The sequence below is a fragment of the Chengkuizengella sediminis genome, assembly GCF_010078385.1.
Classification (GTDB): Bacteria; Bacillota; Bacilli; order Paenibacillales; family KCTC-33759; genus Chengkuizengella; species Chengkuizengella sediminis.
On the sequence record NZ_SIJC01000001.1, the window covers coordinates 269830 to 289683 of the forward strand.

Here is a 19854-nt window from a genome sequence, read left to right on the forward strand (position 1 = left end):
GATTACTCTTTTTTGTAATCACAATTAGAACACTTTAAGTAAGTCCCTTTTTTGTTTCTTTTTTCAACTAAATGTGCAGAACAATCCGGACATTTAATATCGGTAGGTTTATCCCAAGAAACAAAATCACATTCAGGATATTGATTACAACCATAAAACACTCTGCCCTTTTTACTTCTTCGTTCAACGATTTGACCTTTATTGCATGATGGACAGGTGACACCTATATCCTTCACAATAGGTTTTGTATTGCGACAATCTGGAAACCCTGAACATGCTAGAAACTTTCCGAACCTCCCCATTTTATAAACAAAATGACGTCCACATTTTTCACATATCTCATCGGAAACTTCATCTTCAATTTCAATTTCTTTCATTTCTTCTTCTGCAACATCTAGTCTCTTTTTAAATGGGGAATAAAATTCTTCAAGGACATTCACCCAAAATTCTTTTCCTTCTTCAATATCATCGAGTTCATCTTCCATGTTGGCAGTAAATTCAACATTTAATATTTCAGGGAAAAACTCTTCCATCAACTGGATCACAAGCTCTCCCATCTCGGTAGGCACGAATTTTTTATCTTCTAGTGCTACGTAACCTCTTCTACGAATGGTATCTAGTGTTGGTGCGAAAGTACTGGGACGACCAATTCCTAACTCTTCTAAAGTTTTAACCAGTCTTGCCTCTGTGTATCGTGGAGGTGGCTGAGTGAAATGTTGCTTAGGATCAATTTTGTTGTTTTCAAGAACATCACCTGACTTTAACTCAGGTAGAAATTTATGATCCTCTTTAACTCCTTCATCGTTCCCTTCAACATATACCTTCATAAAACCTTGGAATTTAACCTTTGATCCACTTGCTTTAAATGTTGTGTTGTTAACTTCAATATCTACAGACATCGTGTCTAATATCGCTGATGCCATTTGACTTGCAACAAATCTTTCCCAAATCAATTTGTATAATCGAAACTGGTCTCTACTTAAATAAGACTTTATGCTAGCTGGATCTCTCAAAGTTGAAGTAGGTCTTATGGCTTCATGTGCATCTTGAGCATTTGAATTCTTTTTCCCATAAACTCTAGGTTTATTTGGAACAAATTTATCTCCATATTTTTCTTTTATATAAGACTTAGCTTCCTCCTGTGCAACTGGAGAAATACGTGGTGAATCTGTACGCATATAAGTAATTAATCCTACACTTCCACCTTTACCTATATTTACACCTTCGTATAACTGCTGAGCGACTTGCATCGTTTTAGCAGCTCTATAGTTTAATTTTCTAGCAGCTTCCTGTTGCAGTAAGCTGGTAGTAAAAGGCTGTGCTGGATTACGAAACTGTTCCTTTTCCTTTACATTTTTCACGATATATTTCGCGTCTTTTATTAATTGTAATATTTCATTGACTTCAGCTTCACTATTTAATTCGAGTTTTTTACCATCTTTTCCATGGAATTTCGCTTCAAAGGTTTTACCATGAATGGATAATTGAGCAGTAATAGACCAATATTCTTTAGGTTCAAACTCATTAATTTCGTTTTCTCGATCTATAACTAATTTTACGGTTACAGATTGAACACGCCCTGCTGATAGTCCTTTTTTCACTTTTTTCCATAACAAAGGACTAATTTTATAACCTACTAATCGATCTAATATACGTCTAGCTTGCTGTGCATTCACCAGATCCATATTGATCGGTCTTGGCGTTTTAAAGGCGTCCTTCACTGCCTCTTTCGTAATTTCATTAAAAACAACACGACATGATTCTTTTTCTGATACATCTAAATAGTGTGCTAAGTGCCAAGCAATTGCTTCACCCTCTCGATCAGGGTCAGCTGCAAGAAATACTCGTTTAACCTTTTTTCTAGCATCTTTTAATTCTTTAAGAATTGAACCCTTTCCACGAATGGTAATATACTTAGGAGAGAATTGATTTTCAACTTCAACGCCAATTTGACTTTTAGGAAGATCTCTAACATGTCCCATTGAAGCTTTAACGATGAATTTTTTTCCCAAATATTTACTTATGGTTTTTGCTTTTGCTGGTGACTCAACAATGACTAATGAATCCGCCATAGTCTCATCCCCCCCTAATGAAAGATTAACTTTATAATATAAAAGTTATAAAATTTATTGTTTAAGAACTTTTTGTTACAAACTTTGATCCTGGTAATTGAGCTATCACATTTTTCATAAGTAAAGATAACAGAACTGAGTGTAAATGTCCAAAAGTAAATTCACTTTTATGTAAAATTTGATCAAAAGTGGTGGGTTCTGAAGAGATAAATTCAACAATTTTTTGCTCTTCTTCACTTAAAACCTTACTTGTTGTTAAGGTTTCTTCATTATAACTTATTTTCATCATATGCTCATATTCTTCAACTATATCTTTTAAAACGGTTACCATTTTTGCCCCTTGTTTAATCAATGACAAAGTACCTTGACTTTTTGGTGAAGTAATCGGACCAGGTATAGCGAAGACATCCCTAGACATTTCTAATGCTTGATCTGCTGTAATTAATGAGCCACTTTTTTCAGCTGCTTCAATTACGATTGTACCTAAAGATAAACCAGCAATGATCCGATTACGTTGCGGAAATAAACCTGGATGTGGTTTTGTCCCTAATGGGAATTCTGAAACAATCAAACCTTTATTCGCAACGGAGTCATATAAATGTTTATTTTCTGACGGGTATACAACATCTATACCTGAACCCAAAACAGCAATAGTCGAACCTGAATGATCCATAGCAGCTTTATGAGAAATACTATCGATTCCTCTTGCTAATCCACTTACTATGCAAAATCCCAGGTTAGATAATTGATTTGCTAGTTTTTCGGTAATCATTTTTCCATATACTGTAGGATATCTTGTCCCAACAATTGCTAATTTAAAATTGTCTAAAATTCTTAAATTCCCTTTGTAATAAATGACCCATGGAGGACTCGGTGTTTCCTTTAAAATTTTCGGATAATCCTCATCAAAAATCGTTAAAAATGAGATATTTTCATTTTTGTATATTTCTAATCTACACTGAATGAAGTTTAAATTCAAATTTTTTGCAATAATTTGAGCTTTATTCTTAGGAAGTTTATAGTTTTTAATCAATGAATTTTCATCAGTACTAAGGAGTTTTTCCAACCCTTTTTCAATATCCTCATTATGTTTTATAGATTGAAAAATCAACTGTATCGTTTTCCACCCTATACCATTCAACTCATGTAATCCAAATAAAATATTGCGTGACTCCACTTCTTCATCACCCCCATAGAATAAAAAGCATACCGATTAGAATTGCTTAGAACTTTATTCCTATTATACATATTTTTAGAAGGAAATCATGTTTAAATAAATTAATTATAAAATTAATGTGAAGCAACTTTATAAAAAAAACCTTCCATATCAACTTAGATATAGAAGGTTTTGTATATAAATTTATTATTTAGTAATACACTTTTCTAACAAACCATGTTCCTCTAAAACACTTACTAAAGTAGCTCCCATATCCGAAGGTGTTGGAGCTACCTTCACACCACAAGCTTCCAGTGTTGCAGTTTTTTCGGCCGCAGTTCCTTTTCCTCCTGAAATAATGGCACCCGCATGTCCCATTCTTTTTCCTGGAGGGGCTGTTTTTCCACCAATAAAACCAACAACAGGTTTTTTCATATTTGCTTTAATCCACTCTGCAGCTTCTTCCTCTGCAGTTCCACCAATTTCTCCGATCATAATAACTGCATAAGTATCGGGATCTTCATTAAAACGATCTAATACATCAATAAATTCCATTCCCTTAACAGGATCTCCGCCAATACCGACTGCTGAAGATTGACCAATACCACGAGTTGTTAATTGATGCACAGCTTCATATGTCAAAGTACCACTTCTTGATACTACACCTACATGACCTTTAGTGTGTATGTATCCTGGCATAATGCCAATTTTACATTCATCTGGTGTGATTAGTCCTGGACAGTTTGGACCAATGAGAAGTGTCTTTTTCCCCTCCATGTATTTTTGCACTTTAACCATGTCTAGAACTGGGATGCCTTCTGTTATACAAATAGCTAATTCTACTTCCGCATCAACAGCTTCCATAATTGCATCAGCAGCAAAAGCAGGGGGTACATAAATCACTGAAACTGTTGCACCTGTTTCCGTTACAGCCTCCGTTACTGTATTAAATACAGGTAAAGAAGCAGTACTTCCATTATCAAGTTCAATATCTACATTTGTTCCCCCTTTACCGGGAGTCACACCGCCGACCATTTGTGTTCCATAATCCAATGCACCTTTTGTATGCAACATACCTGTAGATCCTGTAATCCCTTGTGTGATGACTTTTGTATCTTTATTTATTAAAATACTCATCGCATTTTCAATCCTTTCTAAAGTTATATGCTTTTACTTAATTACTTTACCATCTCAACTATTTTTTGAGCTCCATCTGCCATTGAATCAGCAGTCACTATATTTAAACCTGATTGATTTAGTATGTCTTTGCCTTGTTCTACATTTGTACCTTCCAATCTAACAACTAAAGGACGATCTAATGAGATTTGTTTAGCAGCTTGAACAACTCCATTAGCGATGATATCACAACGCATGATTCCACCAAAGATATTAACAAAAATACCCTTTACGTTATCATCAGATAATATAATTTTAAAAGCTTCTGTTACTTTCTCAGTTGTTGCACCGCCCCCTACATCTAAGAAGTTCGCAGGGTCTCCTCCATAATGTTTAATGATATCCATCGTTGCCATAGCAAGTCCAGCACCATTAACCATACAACCAATATTTCCATCTAATGCAATATAACTTAAGTCAAATTTAGAAGCTTGGATTTCTTTTCCATCCTCTTCATCTAAATCACGATATTCTAATATATCAGCATGACGATACAATGCATTTGAATCAAAATTCAATTTTGCATCTAACGCCATAACATTTCCATCACCAGTCACAACTAGTGGATTGATTTCTGCAATAGAGCAATCTTTTTCAACAAAAGCAGTATATAAACTAATCATAAATTTAACAGCTTTATTTACTAATTTAGTAGGGATATTAATCGAATAAGCTAACTTTCTAGCTTGGAATGCTTGTAAACCTACGGCTGGGTCTATAACTTCTTTAAAAATCTTCTCAGGTGTTTTTTCCGCGACTTCCTCAATTTCTGTTCCGCCTTCTTCAGATGCCATCATAACAACTCTACCTGTATCACGGTCAACAACGATTCCAACGTAATATTCCTTCTGAATATCACAACCTTGTTCAATTAACAAACGTTTAACTTCTTTTCCTTCAGGTCCTGTTTGATGTGTTACTAAAACTTTACCTAAAATTTCACCAGCATATGTACGTACTTCATCTAAATTTTTTGCTACTTTAACACCGCCTGCTTTACCTCTTCCACCTGCATGTATTTGAGCTTTTACAACATTCACAGATGTTCCTAGTTCTTTAGCAGCCTCCACAGCTTCATCAACAGTAAAAGCAACTTTCCCTTCAGGGACCGCTACACCATACTGTCTCAAGATTTCTTTCCCTTGATACTCATGGATATTCATTTCTATTTTCCTCCTATCAAAATTCACTTATAATATGTTGACAATTTTGTCTATTTTATAACGATTCTCTATTAGAACCATATACTGGAACAGGTTTATATAGTCCTTATCACAAATCCTAAACTATTGTACCATTTTTTTTTGACAATTACCTTACTTTTAAAAAAACACACGATTCATAGCAATATCATTTTTCTAAAGTAGGTATAAAAAAAATTTATCACTTTTGTTCGATAAAGAAAACTCGCCGATTGGCGAGCCTTAAAGGCGAAGACAGATGATGCCGATGTTGCCAGATCAAAAATGCACTGGTGTCAGAAGTTTACAAAACAGGTTTTGATGCAGACATTTGTCACATAGGTGTGAAAAGGGAAAAACCGCCCTAGGGACGGTCTTCTAATGTCAATAATATAAATATCTTGTGCATAAAATCTATCTTTCACACACATCAGCTCATCGGTGTAGTGACATTTTCAAATCTTGGTTCCCGCTCAGCTTGTTTAATAAAACGCATTTCGTTGCCGCTAAAGTTACATACTCTGCATTGAATCATTGGTTCCACCTCAGCAATCACGGTTGGATCCTCTTGTTCAACGACCTGTCCGGAATAAGCATCCTTTAACATTTGTAAAGATGTTGAAGCAATTAAGTTAAACTTAATTCGATTTGCACGACAGTTTGGACAAAAATATGGTTTTTCTTCCATTTTTATCACCTCGATTATAATATGTCCATCCCTCAATAAAAATATTTCAATGTTAGATTGATTCTTATGAAACGTGAATGTAGATACAATACTTGCATAATAAAAATGTATTTATTATAATAAAAAAGAAAATTCAGGAAATATGGAAGCACCATTTTCTATTGTTTTATGATGAAATAAGAAGAGGATGGTGTTTTTTTTGTATGCAAAATTATTGAGTAGCTGTCTACATGGAATCGAAGGTAAAATTATAGAGGTTGAGGTTGATTTAAGTAATGGTTTGCCTGTTTTTCATATTGTAGGTCTCCCTGATTCTGCAGTTCGAGAATCAATAGAACGAGTAAGATCCGCCATTAAAAATTGTGGCTTTGAATTTCCACTCCAACGTATTACAGTTAATTTAGCACCTGCAGATCTTAGAAAGGAAGGATCTTCTTTTGATTTAGCCATTGCTCTAGGTATTCTTGTGGCAAGTAAACAACTCCAACTAGAAAACTTATCTCATACACTCATCATTGGAGAATTAGCTTTAGACGGCACATTAAGAGCTGTTCCTGGGGTCCTGCCAATGGTAGATTATGCTCAGAATCATGGACTTCACCAAATCATTTTACCTCAGGATAATGCAGCCGAAGCAACCTTAATTGAGCATTGTAAAGTTATTCCGATCTCCCACTTGAATGATTTAAATCAAAAAAAATATCCGATTTATGTACAACAGCACGAGATATCAGAGCAATTAAGATCCCCTATATCAGAAAATGAAGATTTCAAAGATGTAAAAGGACAAATTCATGCAAAAAGAGCTTTAATGATTTCTGCCTCTGGAATGCACAATATATTACTTATTGGTCCCCCGGGTTCTGGTAAAACCATGTTAATGAAAAGAATAACAAGCATCTTACCTATATTGTCAAACGAAGAAGCACTTGAGGTAACAAAAATATATAGTGTAACAAATAAACTTAAAAGTAACCATGAACTTATAAAAAAACGTCCATTTCGATCTCCTCATCATACGATTTCCCAAGCTGGATTGATTGGCGGCGGGAGTATACCTAAACCAGGTGAAGTGAGTTTATCTCATAGAGGGGTGTTGTATTTAGATGAATTTCCTGAATTCCATCGTCATGTTCTTGAAGTTTTAAGACAACCTTTAGAGGAGAAGGAAATAACTATTAGCAGATCCAAAGCAGTATATACATATCCTTCACAATTCATTTTCGCAGCAGCTATGAATCCCTGCCCCTGTGGATATTTAGGATCTGACTCCGAATCAAATCCTTGCACCTGCAGCACTCATAAAATCAATCAATATCGCTCGAAAATTTCAGGACCGTTGTTGGACCGCATTGACCTTCATGTAGAGGTACTGCAAATGGATTATAGCACGATAACGTCTAATGAAAAGCAGATGTCTTCTGCTGAAATGATAGAACGTGTAGAATCAGCACAAAAAATTCAACGTAAAAGATATCAACAAACAAATATCCATTTTAACGGAGAAGCATACGGCTCTTTAATTTATGAACACTGCAAACTGGATTCAAATGCTAAAGAGCTTTTACACGTTTCATTTGAAGCTCTTGGATTAAGTGCTCGTGCGTATGATCGAATTATAAAAACAGCTCGAACTATCGCAGATTTAGATGAACAAAAAAATATTAAATGCGAACATATTGCAGAAGCTATCCAATATCGTACATTAGACCGAAGATTCAGTTCTATTTGATTCATGAAACCCAATCAAAATGCATTTTTTATATGGTCAAGAGACAGCAATGTATCACCCTTCTTATTTAGCAGTATGCAAATGGCATCAAATCTAATTTTTCCATTTAATTTATTGTTTGTCATAAGATATACCTGTGAAGCTGAACGAACTTTGTGCTGCTTTGTATAATTAATCGATTCTTGAGGAGTACCAAACTTCCCTGTATCTCTTCTAGTTCTGACTTCTAAGAATACAAGTATATCTTTTTCATAAGCGATAATATCTATCTCACCTATTTTGCATCTCCAATTTATTTCTTTGACATGATAGTTATTTGATTCTAAAAATTGAACAGAAAATTGTTCTCCTATTTGTCCTATTTTTATTCTCTGATCCTTTATTTGTTTTTTCATGGTTTAAATACTTCCAGCATTTTTGCTTTTTGATCCGCTTCGTAAACCATAGTTAAAACCTCAGCAACAAGCTGGTATAATTCTGCTGGGATTTCTTCATTTATTTCTAACTTTGATAAGACTTCTACAAGGGATGCATCCTCTTGAATGGGAACACCATAACTTTTCGCTTTTTCAATGATATTGTCTGCGATTATCCCTTTACCTTTTGCTTTTAATTCTGGTGCATCATTTTGCTCAGATGAATAACTTAGAGCTACAGCTTTTGTTATTTTTCGATTGTTCTTATTCATACTCGAACATCTACCCCCTTATATGAAGAAGATACATAATCATTTGGGCTATGTCTTACATTTAACTTTCCTTGCTTTTCTGGTATAGGGAGATGTTTTAAGGAAAGAAATCGAAAACCCAAGCCTTCTATTATTAGTTTCACAATACCCGTTTCAATTAACTCCTCTGTTTTAGAATGATCATTATGAATTTGTATGCTCACCATGTTGCTAACAACTTGGATATCTATCAGCGTTTCACCTAATGTTTTCATATTTAAATCAAACCACAAACTACAATTATTAACATCTATCTCACCTTTTTTATTGCGGCGACTCTGAATACTGATCGATGAAGTCTGATCTCCGCTATCATTATAAATCGGTATAAAAATAGTAAAGTGAGTTATAACATCTGTACGATTGGATGATAAAAATAGTTGCTGCCCAGTAATATGATTGAGTAGTTGTTGTGATTGTTCTTTAATATGGCTCGGAAGATCATCAACCGATAACAACTGTAACATTAAACTTTTGAGGTTTTGAAATTCCATGGAAGTTTCTAAATCTGATAGAGTTGCAATATTCATTATAGGTTGATTCATTTTATTTGATGTAAATTCAAATGATTTAAACGAATTCACTAACTGCTTCTCATAGTCTAGACCTAAATTTTTAATAAATCGAGAAATCCAGTTTTCTTTCATCTGTCCATCTTGAGTCATTTGTGCAACTGGTCTGTTTGTCTGTTGTTCATTAGATAAATCTGTTGACTGTTGATGAGAAACAGGATTCTCAGAATCAATCCTTTGAACATTTTTTGTAAAACGAACGTGCTCATTGTCTAGAGTTGTTTTAATATTCATTTTAGATTGTGTATTCATCTCCACGGAAGTCTGAAATTGAAACATTAAGCTCTTCATCATGTGTAAATTATCTAATAACTTCAAAGATACGGTTTTGGATTCGTTAGATAATTTAGACAAGTTAGATTGATCATGATGACTTGGATTGAATTTAGCAATTAAATCTGTTTGTGGCTGAGGTTCTTTCACTTGTTGTAAAGCTGATTTCACCCATTCAGTTACTGATTTATATAATTGGTTTATCAGTTCATGTAGAGGTTTTCCTTGTTGTATTTGCCGGATTGCTTCCATTGTTGTTTCAGTTATGGGCAACCCTTTATTTAAAAGGAAAATCCCGGACTGTAACGATTTTTGTATTAAATTACGATCTTTTGTAAGGGGAATGATAGATTGAAATTTTGTTAAATTTTCTTTTGTAAGAGGAATTTCTTCTTTATGTAAGGTTTGTATCAGCTCTCTATTGGACGGTGTGTTCTTAAGATTAAATACATTTAATAATTCTGGTACAGATTCTTTTGCAATAGGCAATACCGATTGTTCAACAGGTTTCAATAGCAATAACCCATCAGAAGTTTTTGGTTGTACCTGTAACAACTTATGATCCCCTTGTGATAATGCAATTTCTAACTTGGCTTTTAATTGTACACCATTAATTTGAATTAATGCTTCTTGATTGTTCAATAGCTGAAGCACTAAACCTTTCACAATCTGCCCCTCTTTTAACTGAAGAGTTTTAGTATCTGATAACTTTAAATCACCTAATAAATTACGCATTAAAACATTAAAGTTCATTATAATCTCCCCAATAATCATTAGTAAGTCTATACAATTTTTATCGGTAAAAAAGCCCTAAAATTGAAGTGAACCATTCACTTTTGACTTTAGGACTCAACTATGTAACATAATTATGTTATCACTACGTGTACAAAAAGTTCTTACCTCTATAACTGCTTTAGAAAAGAGTTTGTTGTATGTTAATGATATTTTTAAGGAAAGTCCGTCTATGTATCGGACAAGGACCATAGTTTGTTATATGTTCTCTATGTAGCTTTGTTCCGTAACCTTTGTGCTTCGCAATATCATATTCTGGGTATTCCATATCCCACTGCAAACACATTCGGTCCCTAGTCACTTTAGCAACAATGGAGGCCGCTGCTATAGACTGACTTAATGAATCCCCCTTGATGAGTGATAATTGAGGTATGGAGGTACTAATTTTCTCGGCATCTATTAATAAGAAATCAGGTTGGATATCTAATTTTTCAACGGCTTGTTTCATCGCTAAACGTGAAGCTTGTTTTATATTTATGTCGTCAACTGTACTTGCATCCACCTTGCCTATGCTAATAGCCAATGATTTTTCCATGATTTTTTCATAACATACTTCTCTTTTTTTAGGACTTAGTTTTTTAGAGTCATTAATACCTTCAATTATTAAATCTATAGGTAAAATAACAGCAGCAGCCACAACATCTCCTAATAAACACCCTCTACCAACCTCATCAATGCCTGCTATGTATTGTTTGTTCTGCTGCCAATAAGTTTTTTCATAGCTAATCATTCAAATTCTCCGGAGTCTCCAATGAAAATCTACCTAAGGTACCGGCTCTCATTTCCCTTATAATGATACTTGAAGTTTTTTCTAGATCAATGATTCCTCCACGTTTAATGCAGCCACGTTTTTGTCCGATTTCTTCCATAACAGTCACAATTTCGTTCGGATCATTTAAATCTTCAGGAATATATTCAACATCATATCTTTCCTTTAGTCGTTCAGGATAATTTTCAAGAAAATGTCTAATAACATAAAATGCTACATCATCCAGATGTAATAAAGTTTCCTTAATCGCGCCCGTTGCTGCTAATCGCATCCCTACATTTTGATCTTCAAATTTTGGCCATAAAATACCAGGTGTATCTAACAACTCCATTTCTGAGCCAATTTTGATCCACTGCTGCGCTTTAGTAACGCCTGGTTTATCTCCTGTTTCCGCTATTTTTTTCCCTGCTAAACGATTAATCAATGTTGATTTACCTACATTAGGAATTCCGACAATCAATGATCGGATAGCACGAGGTTTAATACCCTTTCTCAATTGGGCATCAATTTTGTGTTTTATCAATTGTTTTGATCGAGGTAATATTTCTTGTACTTGTGTACCAGAAATTGAATCGATCGGTAAAGCGTCTAAATTTTGATTTTTGAAATATTTTACCCATTCAGTAGTAACAGAAGGATCTGCTAAATCTGCTTTGTTTAAAAGCACAATCCGAGGTTTATCCTTTAATATTTCATCAATCATTGGATTTCGACTGGATAGAGGAACTCGAGCATCTAATAATTCAATCACGACATCAAGCAGTTTTAATTTACCTTCGATCTGTCTTCGAGCTCTAGTCATATGTCCAGGAAACCATTGAATTGTCATTGCAATTCACCAACCTCATGTGATACGATTCCTAGATCCTGTAAAGGCCAAATCACTAAGTCTGCTCGACCAATAACTTGCTCATAAGAAACAAACCCAATCCTTCGACTATCTTGACTATTAGGACGGTTATCCCCCATCACAAAAACTGTGCCTTCTGGAACGATAGCTTCAGGGAAATCCAAATTATTATAGCTTCCACCATTTTGTTTGGCTTTTTCTATCTCTTCTTTAATATAGGGCTCATCTAATCGTTCTCCATTAACAAATACTTCATCACCTTTAACTTCCACCGTTTCTCCTGGTAATGCAATGACCCTTTTAATAAAATCTTGTTCTTGATTTGCTTTAAAGATGACCACTTCACCACGTTCTGGCTCACGAATAGTGTAAAGGATCTTATTAACGATTAACTTATCACTATTAAAAAAACTAGGCTCCATTGATTGTCCTGACACTACGGTTGGAGTAAATAAAAAAGATCGAATGATGACAACCAATGCCACTGCGATTAATATTGATTTAATCCATTCCCAAGATGTATTCATAAAGGAACTCATTTGTTTTGTTTCTTCATTATCTATTTTTTCATCCATATCCATTGACCTTTCTAATTTTGGGAATATATTGAATAACCCTAATAAAAATGATATAACAATGATAACAGGGCTGTAAAATTGACCTTTGAACTAGCTAAACAACCAGCCAAGGAAAGTCATATTTTCCTATCTGATAAAAAAAGGGACTTGTTTTAGCAAGCCCCCTTCTTTTTTATCTTCTGATCTCTTTAATTCTTGCTGCTTTACCGCGAAGAGCACGTAAGTAATACAACTTAGCACGACGAACTTTACCACGGCGAACAACATCAATTTTATCAATTTTAGGTGAATTTATAGGGAATGTTCTTTCAACTCCAACGCCGTAAGAAATTTTTCTTACTGTAAACGTTTCGCTAATTCCGCCACCACGTCTTTTGATAACTACACCTTCAAAAACCTGAATACGTTCACGAGATCCCTCGATTACTTTAACGTGTACTTTTAAAGTATCACCAGGACGAAAGCTTGGTAGATCTTGACGTAATTGATCTTGTGTAATTTCTCTAACAATATTCATGAGTTAATTCCTCCTTCCGAACAGATGTTCATACCGTCTATAATATAGAAATCAGTTCTATATGTTCTACGAGCAGAGGACCACCTTAGTCAATCACAACAGATAGTATTTTACCATATCATACTTGAAAACTCAATGTAAATTTTATTCTTCTGAACTTTGAAATTTAAGTTCATTTATGTATTTTAATTGTTCCTTACTTAAGTTCAATTTTTCAAGAAGTTCTGGCCTGCGCTCCAAAGTTCTTCGTAGAGATTCTTTTTGTCTCCACTCATCAATATTTTTATGATGACCTGATAATAGCACATCAGGAACATCAAGTCCTCGAAATGATGCCGGTCTTGTATATTGTGGGTATTCTAACAGCCCTGAACTAAAGGAATCACTACCAGCAGAGGCTTCATTCCCTAACACACCAGGCAGTAAGCGAACAACGCTATCAATGACAACCATTGCTGGGATTTCTCCCCCTGTTAAAATATAATCGCCAACAGATATCTCATCTGTAACTAAATGTTCTCTTATTCTTTCGTCATAACCTTCATAGTGACCACAGATAAAAACAAGATGTTCCGCTTTAGAAAGAACCTCTGCTTTTGATTGATCGAACTTTTCTCCTTGCGGACACATTAAAACAATTTTAGAAGTGGTTTCACCTTCATTTATCAGGTTTTCTACAGCAGAAAATATGGGCTCTGGTTTTAATACCATTCCTGCCCCACCACCATATGGATAATCATCTACTGTGTTATGTTTATTATTTGCAAATTCACGAAAATTAATAGTATTTAAGGAGACAAGTCCCTTTTCGTTTGCTTTACCAAGTATGCTTTCATTAAAAACACCGTTAAACATGTGCGGAAATAAGGTTAAAACATCGATTTTCATGATTATAACATTCCTTCCATCAATCGAATCATAACCATTTTCTCTTTCACATCCACACGTAATAAAACATCATCTATGATTGGGACTAACAAATCATTTCCTTTTTTTCGTTTGACTACCCACACATCATTCGCACCAGGTGTTAATATGTCTATAATTTCACCAAGCTCCTCGTTTTCATCAGAGAATACCTTACATCCGATAATTTCATGAAAATAATATTCTTCATCTGGAAGCTCTACCAATTGATCTTCAGAAACATATAATATAAGGTTTTTCAGTTTTTCAACCTCATTGATATGATTAAAATCATTAAACTTCACAATAAACACTTCTTTATGAGGTCTTGCGTTTTCAACAATTAAGGCTTGGTATTTATTTTCATTTTCAAGTAAGACATATAACTTGCTTCCTTTTTTAAATCGAACTTCAGGAAAATCAGACTTTGAAATTATCTTGAGATCCCCGCGTAAACCGTGAGTATTTACGATTTTACCTACTCTGTAGTATTTTTTATTTTCCTCCAATATCATTCACTCCTAACATCCACAAAAACTCTTCATTAATATACCCATAATTAAGGGAGTAAATATGTCTATATACAAAAAGGTTAGGAAATATAATCCCCTAACCTTATTGTATAATATCAATGTATACTCGCTTTTTATCTTTTACAGCTGCAGATGATACAACTGTACGAAGCGCTTTTGCGATCCGACCTTGTTTACCGATTACTTTACCCATATCATCGCTATGGACAGACAATTGATAAACTGTTTCACGATCTTTTTGTACTTCATTCACATGAACATCTTCTGGATGGTCTACTAGTGCCTTTACGATCGTTAAAATTAACTCTTTCATAAAAAGCCCCCTCCGTATGAAGACATTATTTTTGAAGCTTTTGCTCATGAAAAGTTTTCATGATCCCTGCTTTACTGAATAAATTACGTACAGTATCAGAAGGTTTTGCACCTGTACCAAGCCATTGAAGTGCTTTCTCTTCATTGATACTTACAGTTGCAGGCTCAGTTAAAGGGTTATATGTTCCAATTTCCTCGATGAAACGTCCATCACGAGGAGAACGTGAATCAGATACTACTACACGATAAAACGGTGCTTTGTGTGCACCAATACGTTTTAAACGGATACGAGTTGCCATTATATTTTCACCTCCTTAAAAAAAAAACTACAATGTTCATAGGATAAACCCTTTAAATAAAAAACTACTCTTAACCAAATGGGAATTTAAATCCCTTTCCTAAATTCGGTTTCTTTCCTTTTTTACCTGGTCCACCCATCATAGAAGAAAACTGCTTCATCATTTTTTTCATATCTTCAAACTGTTTTAGTAACCTGTTTACATCTTTTACTGAGGTTCCACTACCTAATGCGATACGTTTACGACGACTTGCATTTAAGATCTCTGGTTTTCTCTTTTCCTCTGTGGTCATAGATTTGACTATTGCTTCTACACGTCCTAGCTGTTTTTCATCTACATTTAGATTTTTCATGTTTTTCATTTTGCCCATTCCAGGCATCATATCCATAATTTGATCTAGCGGCCCCATATTTCTGACCTGCTCCATTTGCTCCAGAAAATCCTCAAATGTAAATTCAGCCTTGCGCATCTTACGTTCCATTTCTTTGGCTTTTTCTTCATCGATATTCGTTTGTGCTTTTTCAATTAAGCTAAGCATATCCCCCATACCAAGTATTCGAGAAGCCATACGATCAGGATAAAAAGGTTCTAGTGCATCGATTTTTTCACCCATTGCCGCAAATTTAATCGGTTTACCTGTCACCGCTTTTACAGAAAGCGCAGCACCACCACGAGTATCACCGTCTAACTTCGTTAAAACAACGCCACTTAATTCAAGTTGTTCATTAAAGCTCTCTGCTACATTAACAGCATCCTGACCTGTCATGGAATCAACAACAAGCAGTACTTCATCAGGTTGAACCGTTTCTTTAATTTCCTTAAGCTCATTCATTAAGTCTTCATCGATATGTAATCGTCCGGCTGTATCAATGATGACATAATCATTATGATTTTCTTTCGCTTGCTGTAAACCTTGTTTGGCGATATCCACTGGATTCGCTTTATCACCTAGTGAAAATACAGGTGCATCAATTTGTTCTCCTAGAATTTGGAGCTGTTTGATCGCTGCAGGTCTATAAATATCTGCTGCAACTAAGAGTGGTTTATGGTTTTGTTTTTGTAAGTATTTTGCTAATTTTCCGGTTGTGGTTGTTTTACCTGCCCCTTGCAAACCTGCCATCATGATGACCGTTGGAGGTTTATTAGATTTATTTAATTTACTTTGTGTTTCCCCCATCAAGGCCGTTAATTCTTTATTAACAATATCGATGATAACCATACCTGGCGTAAAACTTTTCATTACTTCTAACCCAGTTGCTTTTTCTTTCACCTTGTTGATGAAATCCTTCACAACTTTGAAGTTTACATCTGCCTCAAGAAGTGCCAATCTGACTTCTCTCATAGCTTCCTTAACATCATTTTCGGAAACCTTTCCTTTTCCTTTAAGCTTTCCAAAAACATTCTGCAATCTACTTGATAACCCTTCAAAAGCAGCCATCCACCTTCACCCCCCAATCCTTCTTATGTTTCATCAAGACTTTTTAATTTTTCTGTGATATCTAACAATTGTTTATTATTTTTCAAATCTAATATGTGATTGTTTAATTGGTTTAATAATTCATTGCGTTTTAAGTAGTTTGAAACTAAATGCAACTTGCTTTCATACTGATCTAGCACTTGTTCCGCCCGTTTTATGTGTTCATATATAGCTTGTCTACTAATTTGAAATTGCTCTGCAATCTCTCCTAAAGAGTAGTCATCTTGAAAATAAAACTTTAAGTATGTTTGCTGCTTCTCGGTTAGTAAGTTTTGATAAAAATCAAATAACATATTGATTCGATTTGTTTTTTCTAACATTTTTTCAGCAGACATTTTCTCTTCTCCTTCTGTCAAGGAAAATATCCTTACAGTCAAACTTTAATTATCATAAAGGATTTGAGAAACAATGTCAAGTGATTTTACTTGATAGGTTGATATTTCAATTTAAAGGGATGATCCTTGTTATAGCACATGTGGAAATAACAAAAAAGAAAATGGTAGTACTAGGATCATTTACGAACACAATTCCTTCCCCAACATCAATAATATCAGCTGCAATATTTCCAGTTGGAGATATTATTTCAATAAAAGCCGTACCTCCAATATGGGATTTAAGTATATTAGTCATAGGATCTTCACAACAACTGCAAACTCCCACACTATTTTTAATGGGTGGTTCTAATGTTATTTCTTGAAAACCTTCCAAACGAACTGCAGAAATGTTACATATTGGTACATCGCCATCTGTAGTAAATAATATAAATTCGTTCACATCAATTATATTTGTGGAAAAAGATCCTGAAGGAGTAAATATGCGCACATTTGTCTGCCCAACCAATTGTTTTAGAACAAACTGCATAGGACATACGCAACAGTCACATTTTGTTTTATTAAAAATAGACATTTAAATTCCGCCCTTTCAAATTAGATACGATATCCTATGAATAGATGAATAGAATGGATTGGGTGTTTTTCTTCTCACTTTAAAAAGGGGCGATTGACCTTTCGATTTCAATTACAGTATTTTAATAATGAAGACATAAATTCTGAGTATCTAATATCGGGGATGATTTCATTTTTAGGTTGTTCAGCTATACGAATGGAGACAATTTGCTGGGGTAAAATAGGGAGTTTCACTTTAAAAGCAGATCTAAATAAGAGTTTAAACATCCCTCCAATCATAAGTTCATTGTTCAAATGATCCTTTACAATTTGTGGATCTTTGTTTGCTAAATCAGAGATGGCATTTCTAAAACTTAGTTCTCTAAATGGAGATTCAGCTGCTCTGTTTATATATTTCTGGATGTTAATTCCATAAAGGGGTACTAAAATATCAATAATTTTTTTAAGAATATGAACTTCAATTCCTTTATGGATTCTCTGAAATACTTTGTTAAGGAAATCATTACCATCTACTTCAATGGATGATAATTCTGTTTTGAACTGAAGAATAAAAGGTGTTTGATTATTTTCTTTTTTGTTAACAATAGGTTCGCAAGCATAACAAAGCGCTCCGATCTCATCTCCACATGCATATACAATGGGATAACTATTTTTGCATACTCGGGTATCCTTTGTACTAAGAGCTACTTTATGAAAAAGATCCTCTAGTCGATCTCTTAAATGATAAGAAACATCATTAAAAACAAGACCCTCCCCACCCAGAAGACCTTTTCGAAGGATATGTTCTCTAATTTCATCTCCTTCTTCTTGCGGAATGCGAATACCTCTATACATTGTGACTAAATCTTTACTCATATAACCACCTCTGAACTTCTCGTATCATTCATAAAATGAATTTAATCACAAAAAGGTGATAGTTATATACAATGAATTGAACACTACGGTTAAGAGACGAATGGCTTCTTTCTTAGATTAAGTCCTGCGTTAATATCTCTATCATGATGAGTGTGGCAAGATGGGCATTCCCATTCTCGAAAATGAAGATTCTTAACGTCTTTGTTTTTGTATCCGCAATGAGAACAAAGTTGGCTTGAAGCGAATGTTTTAGATACAACAATCACATCTTTGCCATACCATTTCGCTTTATATTCAAGCATCGCACGAAACTTTGCCCAAGAGACTTCCGTTATTGCTTTTGCTAGATTTCCGTTTTTGAGATGAAAGGTTATACTTCCTATACTTCAAAAAAACGGACATCACATCTTAACGATGTAACATCCGTTCTTAAATAATTTCTATCTATTCCACAGATTCCTCTGTTTCTCTTTCCTCTTCATCTTTAATTAATCCCGCAAACAATGCGTGAACAAACTGATCTGAATCAAATTCCTGTAAATCATCCATTTGTTCTCCTAAACCTACAAATTTCACAGGAATATCCATCTCATTACGGATCGCTACTACAATCCCACCTTTAGCTGTTCCATCTAGTTTAGTTAATACTAAACCTGTAACGCCTGTTTTTTCTCCAAATAACTTCGCCTGACTTAGTGCATTTTGTCCTGTCGTTGCATCTAATACTAATAATACTTCATGTGGAGCATTTGGAACCTCACGTTTAATGACACGATATATTTTATTGAGTTCTTCCATCAGATTTGTTTTATTTTGCAATCTACCCGCTGTATCACAGAGCAATATGTCAGCTTCCCTTTTTTTAGCGGCTTGTAGAGCATCATAAATGACAGCAGCCGGGTCTGAGCCTGCTTGTTGCTTCACAACATCTACCCCAACACGATCTCCCCATACTTCAAGTTGTTCTATCGCCCCTGCTCGGAACGTATCTCCTGCTGCTAACAAAACTTTTTTTCCTTCAGAATTAAAACGATGGGCCATTTTTCCAATCGTCGTAGTTTTACCAACTCCATTTACACCAACAAAAAGAATAACCGTCAAACCGCTCTCTTGTATATTTAAGCTGTTATCCTCTTTCCCAGATAACAATTCAACAAGTTTTTCAGAAAGGACTGGTTGTAAATCTACTGCATCTTCGATTTTTCTTTTGCGCACTTCCGTACGTAGTTCATCAATCAACTCCATAACTACGTTCACGCCTACGTCGGCGCCAATTAAAATTTCTTCTAGTTCCTCATAAAAATCCTCATCAATTTTTTTACGACGAAGGACTAATGTTTCTATTTTTTCAGTAAATGCAGTGCTCGTTTTACTTAACCCATCCTTAAATTTTGTTGTTACCTCTTCTGTTTTTTTAGAAATTTTATCTTTTAGCTTTTTAAAAAAACTCATAAATACCCTCCATTGTAGTTCTTATTTCTTAT

22 protein-coding genes and 1 pseudogene are annotated in these 19854 nt (G+C 34.6%); 1 reads left to right on the plus strand and 22 read right to left on the minus strand.

The window, feature by feature from the left end; genetic code table 11:
* Positions 1-2: 2 nt before the first annotated feature.
* The 5 genes from topA to EPK97_RS01325 form a co-directional block, all read right to left on the minus strand.
* Positions 3-2072: a type I DNA topoisomerase gene (gene topA, locus EPK97_RS01305; RefSeq protein ID WP_162034794.1), complete on the minus strand. Its 2070-nt coding sequence runs from the start codon at positions 2070-2072 to the stop codon at positions 3-5.
* A gap of 61 nt (positions 2073-2133) precedes the next feature.
* Positions 2134-3249 (minus strand): DNA-processing protein DprA, encoded by a 1116-nt coding sequence (dprA, locus tag EPK97_RS01310; protein WP_162034795.1) that lies wholly within the window; start codon positions 3247-3249, stop codon positions 2134-2136.
* A gap of 186 nt (positions 3250-3435) precedes the next feature.
* On the minus strand, positions 3436-4365 hold the full coding sequence (gene sucD / locus EPK97_RS01315) for a succinate--CoA ligase subunit alpha (protein ID WP_162034796.1): 930 nt from the start codon (positions 4363-4365) through the stop codon (positions 3436-3438).
* A 41-nt stretch (positions 4366-4406) separates the two neighbouring features.
* Complete coding sequence (gene sucC, locus EPK97_RS01320; RefSeq protein WP_162034797.1) at positions 4407-5567, minus strand: ADP-forming succinate--CoA ligase subunit beta; 1161 nt, start codon at positions 5565-5567, stop codon at positions 4407-4409.
* A gap of 448 nt (positions 5568-6015) precedes the next feature.
* Positions 6016-6273 (minus strand): hypothetical protein, encoded by a 258-nt coding sequence (locus tag EPK97_RS01325; RefSeq protein WP_162034798.1) that lies wholly within the window; start codon positions 6271-6273, stop codon positions 6016-6018.
* Positions 6274-6472: 199 nt separating this feature from the next.
* On the opposite strand from EPK97_RS01325, the gene EPK97_RS01330 reads away from it, so the two are divergent.
* Positions 6473-8005 carry a YifB family Mg chelatase-like AAA ATPase gene (locus EPK97_RS01330; protein ID WP_162034799.1) on the plus strand — a complete coding sequence of 511 codons (1533 nt, stop codon included), beginning with the start codon at positions 6473-6475 and terminating at the stop codon, positions 8003-8005.
* A gap of 14 nt (positions 8006-8019) precedes the next feature.
* Here EPK97_RS01330 and EPK97_RS01335 read toward each other — a convergent pair whose 3' ends face one another.
* The 17 genes and pseudogenes from EPK97_RS01335 to ftsY form a co-directional block, all read right to left on the minus strand.
* Positions 8020-8400: a YraN family protein gene (locus EPK97_RS01335; protein WP_162034800.1), complete on the minus strand. Its 381-nt coding sequence runs from the start codon at positions 8398-8400 to the stop codon at positions 8020-8022.
* Positions 8397-8693: an EscU/YscU/HrcU family type III secretion system export apparatus switch protein gene (locus EPK97_RS01340; RefSeq protein ID WP_162034801.1), complete on the minus strand. Its 297-nt coding sequence runs from the start codon at positions 8691-8693 to the stop codon at positions 8397-8399. Before EPK97_RS01340 ends, EPK97_RS01335 begins: the two co-directional genes overlap by 4 nt.
* Positions 8690-10330 (minus strand): hypothetical protein, encoded by a 1641-nt coding sequence (locus tag EPK97_RS01345; RefSeq protein ID WP_162034802.1) that lies wholly within the window; start codon positions 10328-10330, stop codon positions 8690-8692. Before EPK97_RS01345 ends, EPK97_RS01340 begins: the two co-directional genes overlap by 4 nt.
* 160 nt (positions 10331-10490) lie before the next feature.
* Positions 10491-11099, minus strand: a complete 609-nt coding sequence (locus EPK97_RS01350; protein ID WP_162034803.1) for a ribonuclease HII — start codon at positions 11097-11099, stop codon at positions 10491-10493.
* Positions 11092-11967, minus strand: a complete 876-nt coding sequence (ylqF, locus tag EPK97_RS01355) for a ribosome biogenesis GTPase YlqF (RefSeq protein WP_162034804.1) — start codon at positions 11965-11967, stop codon at positions 11092-11094. The genes EPK97_RS01350 and ylqF overlap by 8 nt, the downstream gene beginning before the upstream one ends.
* A complete protein-coding gene (lepB, locus tag EPK97_RS01360; RefSeq protein ID WP_338075635.1) occupies positions 11964-12563 on the minus strand; it encodes a signal peptidase I in 600 nt (199 codons plus the stop codon). The genes ylqF and lepB overlap by 4 nt, the downstream gene beginning before the upstream one ends.
* A 175-nt stretch (positions 12564-12738) precedes the next feature.
* Positions 12739-13083 carry a 50S ribosomal protein L19 gene (rplS, locus tag EPK97_RS01365; protein WP_162034806.1) on the minus strand — a complete coding sequence of 115 codons (345 nt, stop codon included), beginning with the start codon at positions 13081-13083 and terminating at the stop codon, positions 12739-12741.
* Between the two features lie 144 nt (positions 13084-13227).
* Complete coding sequence (gene trmD, locus EPK97_RS01370; RefSeq protein ID WP_162034807.1) at positions 13228-13971, minus strand: tRNA (guanosine(37)-N1)-methyltransferase TrmD; 744 nt, start codon at positions 13969-13971, stop codon at positions 13228-13230.
* Between the two features lie 2 nt (positions 13972-13973).
* Positions 13974-14498 (minus strand): ribosome maturation factor RimM, encoded by a 525-nt coding sequence (gene rimM / locus EPK97_RS01375; RefSeq protein WP_240903658.1) that lies wholly within the window; start codon positions 14496-14498, stop codon positions 13974-13976.
* A gap of 106 nt (positions 14499-14604) precedes the next feature.
* On the minus strand, positions 14605-14835 hold the full coding sequence (locus tag EPK97_RS01380) for a KH domain-containing protein (RefSeq protein ID WP_160646376.1): 231 nt from the start codon (positions 14833-14835) through the stop codon (positions 14605-14607).
* A 25-nt stretch (positions 14836-14860) separates the two neighbouring features.
* Positions 14861-15133, minus strand: coding sequence for a 30S ribosomal protein S16 (gene rpsP / locus EPK97_RS01385; protein ID WP_162034809.1), 273 nt, complete (start codon positions 15131-15133; stop codon positions 14861-14863).
* Between the two features lie 70 nt (positions 15134-15203).
* Positions 15204-16571, minus strand: a complete 1368-nt coding sequence (gene ffh, locus EPK97_RS01390) for a signal recognition particle protein (protein ID WP_162034810.1) — start codon at positions 16569-16571, stop codon at positions 15204-15206.
* Positions 16572-16594: 23 nt separating this feature from the next.
* Entirely contained in the window at positions 16595-16945 is a 351-nt protein-coding gene (locus EPK97_RS01395) for a putative DNA-binding protein (protein ID WP_162034811.1), read from the minus strand.
* A gap of 106 nt (positions 16946-17051) precedes the next feature.
* Positions 17052-17516 carry a hypothetical protein gene (locus EPK97_RS01400; protein WP_162034812.1) on the minus strand — a complete coding sequence of 155 codons (465 nt, stop codon included), beginning with the start codon at positions 17514-17516 and terminating at the stop codon, positions 17052-17054.
* A 107-nt stretch (positions 17517-17623) separates the two neighbouring features.
* Entirely contained in the window at positions 17624-18370 is a 747-nt protein-coding gene (locus tag EPK97_RS01405) for a hypothetical protein (protein WP_162034813.1), read from the minus strand.
* Between the two features lie 45 nt (positions 18371-18415).
* Positions 18416-18732: pseudogene (locus tag EPK97_RS01410) on the minus strand (zinc ribbon domain-containing protein); the annotation flags it as partial.
* Positions 18733-18814: 82 nt separating this feature from the next.
* Positions 18815-19822 (minus strand): signal recognition particle-docking protein FtsY, encoded by a 1008-nt coding sequence (gene ftsY, locus EPK97_RS01415; RefSeq protein ID WP_162034814.1) that lies wholly within the window; start codon positions 19820-19822, stop codon positions 18815-18817.
* Positions 19823-19854 lie beyond the last annotated feature (32 nt).

Bases quoted from the DNA above. Each gene is read 5' to 3' on its own strand.
- topA (WP_162034794.1), bottom strand. From the start codon at position 2,072: ATGGCGGATTCATTAGTCATTGTTGAGTCACCAGCAAAAGCAAAAACC.
- sucD (WP_162034796.1), bottom strand. From the start codon at position 4,365: ATGAGTATTTTAATAAATAAAGATACAAAAGTCATCACACAAGGGATT.
- sucC (WP_162034797.1), bottom strand. From the start codon at position 5,567: ATGAATATCCATGAGTATCAAGGGAAAGAAATCTTGAGACAGTATGGT.
- EPK97_RS01325 (WP_162034798.1), bottom strand. From the start codon at position 6,273: ATGGAAGAAAAACCATATTTTTGTCCAAACTGTCGTGCAAATCGAATT.
- EPK97_RS01335 (WP_162034800.1), bottom strand. From the start codon at position 8,400: ATGAAAAAACAAATAAAGGATCAGAGAATAAAAATAGGACAAATAGGA.
- EPK97_RS01340 (WP_162034801.1), bottom strand. From the start codon at position 8,693: ATGAATAAGAACAATCGAAAAATAACAAAAGCTGTAGCTCTAAGTTAT.
- EPK97_RS01345 (WP_162034802.1), bottom strand. From the start codon at position 10,330: ATGAACTTTAATGTTTTAATGCGTAATTTATTAGGTGATTTAAAGTTA.
- EPK97_RS01350 (WP_162034803.1), bottom strand. From the start codon at position 11,099: ATGATTAGCTATGAAAAAACTTATTGGCAGCAGAACAAACAATACATA.
- ylqF (WP_162034804.1), bottom strand. From the start codon at position 11,967: ATGACAATTCAATGGTTTCCTGGACATATGACTAGAGCTCGAAGACAG.
- lepB (WP_338075635.1), bottom strand. From the start codon at position 12,563: ATGGATGAAAAAATAGATAATGAAGAAACAAAACAAATGAGTTCCTTT.
- rplS (WP_162034806.1), bottom strand. From the start codon at position 13,083: ATGAATATTGTTAGAGAAATTACACAAGATCAATTACGTCAAGATCTA.
- trmD (WP_162034807.1), bottom strand. From the start codon at position 13,971: ATGAAAATCGATGTTTTAACCTTATTTCCGCACATGTTTAACGGTGTT.
- EPK97_RS01380 (WP_160646376.1), bottom strand. From the start codon at position 14,835: ATGAAAGAGTTAATTTTAACGATCGTAAAGGCACTAGTAGACCATCCA.
- rpsP (WP_162034809.1), bottom strand. From the start codon at position 15,133: ATGGCAACTCGTATCCGTTTAAAACGTATTGGTGCACACAAAGCACCG.
- ffh (WP_162034810.1), bottom strand. From the start codon at position 16,571: ATGGCTGCTTTTGAAGGGTTATCAAGTAGATTGCAGAATGTTTTTGGA.
- EPK97_RS01395 (WP_162034811.1), bottom strand. From the start codon at position 16,945: ATGTCTGCTGAAAAAATGTTAGAAAAAACAAATCGAATCAATATGTTA.
- EPK97_RS01400 (WP_162034812.1), bottom strand. From the start codon at position 17,516: ATGTCTATTTTTAATAAAACAAAATGTGACTGTTGCGTATGTCCTATG.
- EPK97_RS01405 (WP_162034813.1), bottom strand. From the start codon at position 18,370: ATGAGTAAAGATTTAGTCACAATGTATAGAGGTATTCGCATTCCGCAA.
- ftsY (WP_162034814.1), bottom strand. From the start codon at position 19,822: ATGAGTTTTTTTAAAAAGCTAAAAGATAAAATTTCTAAAAAAACAGAA.